Annotated in this window: 4 protein-coding genes; 1 reads left to right on the top strand and 3 read right to left on the bottom strand. The window is 68.0% G+C overall.

Annotation, left to right across the window (positions count from 1 at the left end; all coding sequences use genetic code 11):
• From EN749_RS34115 to EN749_RS34105, 3 genes are all read right to left on the bottom strand, one after another.
• Positions 1 to 182, bottom strand: a 182-nt coding sequence (locus tag EN749_RS34115) for an SDR family NAD(P)-dependent oxidoreductase (RefSeq protein WP_128364827.1), incomplete at its 3' end; no start/stop codon positions are given.
• Between the two features lie 110 nt (positions 183 to 292).
• Positions 293 to 928, bottom strand: a complete 636-nt coding sequence (locus EN749_RS34110; RefSeq protein WP_128364826.1) for a helix-turn-helix transcriptional regulator — start codon at positions 926 to 928, stop codon at positions 293 to 295.
• 8 nt (positions 929 to 936) lie between these two features.
• The gene (locus tag EN749_RS34105) at positions 937 to 1,809 is read right to left on the bottom strand and encodes a S1C family serine protease (protein ID WP_128364825.1); all 873 of its coding nucleotides are present in this window, start codon (positions 1,807 to 1,809) and stop codon (positions 937 to 939) included.
• 168 nt (positions 1,810 to 1,977) lie between these two features.
• Between EN749_RS34105 and EN749_RS34100 the strand changes: the two genes are divergently transcribed.
• Positions 1,978 to 2,454 (top strand): trypsin-like peptidase domain-containing protein (locus EN749_RS34100; protein ID WP_189367907.1); only part of this gene is annotated, 477 nt, incomplete at its 3' end.

Here is a 2,454-nt window from a genome sequence, read left to right as displayed (position 1 = left end):
CCGCCAGCCTGCTCGATCTCTTCGGCAGCGCTATAAATCGTGCCCGGCAGCTTCGGATGCGGTTCGGCGGTCTTGGCCGCGATCGTCACATTGGCGCCGTCGCGCGCCGCGCGCAGCGCGATCGCCAGCCCGATGCCGCGCGACCCGCCGGAGATGAACAGCGTCTTTCCCTTGAGCGACATTTCCTTGCGCCTCCCTTGCAACACAACAGGCGCAAACCTTTGCGCGGCAGGCGACCGCAGCGCAAGACCCGACACGCTGGACACCGCGTTACGCAGCGTAGGGTTTATGGCTAAACCAGCACCAGCCCTTGGCGCATCGCAATGGCAATCGCGTCGGTGCGGTTGGCGGCGCCGAGCTTGATCAGGATTGCGGCGACATGGAACTTCGCGGTGTGCACCGAAATGTTCAGCCGCCGCGCGATCACCTTGTTTGGGGCGCCCTCGGCCAGCAGCGCCAACACTTCCGCCTCGCGCGGCGACAGCGTTGGGCGGGCGGCATGCTCGTCGGAGGCCTCCTCCTCGAACGGCTCGCCATCGCCGGCACGGAAATCCTCATGGCGTCCGCTTCCGCGCTCGCCCGAGACGCGATAGCCGGCCGCGGCCAGCCGCGCCGCCGCGGCGATCAACAAATCCTCCGCGCCAGCGGACATCACGGCCAGCACCTCACCGGCGGGCCGCTCGCCGCCAGCGCGTCCGGTCAGCAGCACCCGTGGAATGAGGGCCGGCACGCCATCAGCGATGCTGTCGTCAACGATGGCGACGTCGGCTCTTCCACCGCCGGCCACGACCGGCAGCAGGTCATCGCTCGCGGCCAGCGAGGCCGCCAGGCGCTCGGCGCGTGACGCATCGCCAAGCGCAATCAGCACCACCAGCCGCCGCGAGACGGCACCGTCATGCATGATCCTGTCGCTGGTGAGCGTGTCCATGGATGCCCTCAGCTCAGCGGCTTTTCGCCGATTGTCAGCACGACATCGCGCTGTTCGCCGCCGCGCACGACACCGAGCGTCACCGAAGCGCCGGCACTGTCGGGTCCGAGCCTGCGGATCAGGTCCCGCGGGCCGTGCACCGCCTCACCGTTCCACGCCACGATGATATCGCCAAGAGAGAGACCGGCGGCCTTGGCGGGACCCTCGTCATCGAGACTCATCACCATCGCGCCGTGCGCGTGGCGGTCGCGTACCGGATGCAGGCCGGCGCCGAGATAGCCGCGCGCGACATGGCCCTTTTCGCGCAAGGTCGCGACCGCCCGCTCGATCGTCTCGTAAGGCATGACCAGCGCCCGGTGGCGCGGTCCAAACAACAGCATGCCGATCAGCGCACCCTTGGCGTCGAGAACCGGGCCGCCCTCGAAACGGCCGCCGGCGCCGACGGCAAGATTGATGCGCCGGTCGATGGTGCCGCCGCGCATCGAGCGCCAGGCCGGGCCGACTTCGCCCACCGAGCCCGAAACAGCCAAAGCCGAACCGTCGCTGCTGCCGATGGCAATGGCGATGTTGCCCGGCCGCACCGCATCGGCCTTGGCCAGCGGCGCGGCGCTGACGGCCTCCGCCGGCTTCAGCAGGGCAACACCGGTCGAAGGGTCGCGGCCAACCAGCTCGGCCTTCACCGTTTCCCCCGAGGCCAACACCAGTTCGATCTCCTCGCCGGCCTCGACAGCCTCTTCAGCGGTGACGAAATAGCCGTCACGCCAGTGGAAGGCGCTTGCCGTGCGGTGATGATGCGTGGCGAAGCCAGCCGTTGCCGGCGCGGTGTTGGCGGCGAGATCAGCGACGGCTTGCGAAAACGCGCTCAGATTGAAATCGCTCATAATGGTCTCCTGGGTTCATCCATGCCCCAGATATCGCTCGACAGCGCGTCCGCGGGTACTCGCCTGACGGCTAGTTGCCGGTTTGACTGGCCATCTGGTCAGGTCGCTGCGGTTCCAGCCGCTCCGCACATATAGTCACGATCAAGCCTGAACACACGGAGCCCTCCCATGGCCGTCGCCGTCGCCAAATTCCAAACCGATGACACGCTGCTCGACGCCTATTCGACGACGGTTGCCGACGCGGTCGACCGCATCGGTCCGGCCGTCTGCCGCATCGAGCGCGTTGGCGGTCAGGGCGGCCATGGCTCCGGCTTCGTCATTGCGCCGGACGGGCTGGTGGTCACCAACTTCCATGTCGTCGGTGATGCCAGGACGGTGCGCGTTTCGATGCCGGACGGCGCCTCGAGAGAAGGGCGTGTTCTTGGCCGCGATCCCGACACCGACATCGCGCTGGTGCGCGCCGACGGCAGCTTTGCCGACGTCGCACCGCTGGGCGATTCCAAACGGCTGCGGCGCGGCCAGATCGCCATTGCAATCGGCAACCCGCTCGGTTTCGAATGGACCGTCACCTCCGGCGTCGTCTCCGCGCTCGGCCGCTCGATGCGCGCCTCCACCGGCCGGCTGATCGACGACGTTATCCAGACC

Source organism: Mesorhizobium sp. M7A.F.Ca.ET.027.02.1.1 (genome assembly GCF_004022985.1).
Classification (GTDB): domain Bacteria; phylum Pseudomonadota; class Alphaproteobacteria; order Rhizobiales; family Rhizobiaceae; genus Mesorhizobium.
Note: the sequence above shows the minus strand (reverse complement) of the source record. Positions and strands in the feature narration are given on the sequence as shown.

Coding starts and splice junctions, on each gene's coding strand:
- EN749_RS34110 (WP_128364826.1), bottom strand. CDS start 928: ATGGACACGCTCACCAGCGACAGGATCATGCATGACGGTGCCGTCTCG.
- EN749_RS34105 (WP_128364825.1), bottom strand. CDS start 1,809: ATGAGCGATTTCAATCTGAGCGCGTTTTCGCAAGCCGTCGCTGATCTC.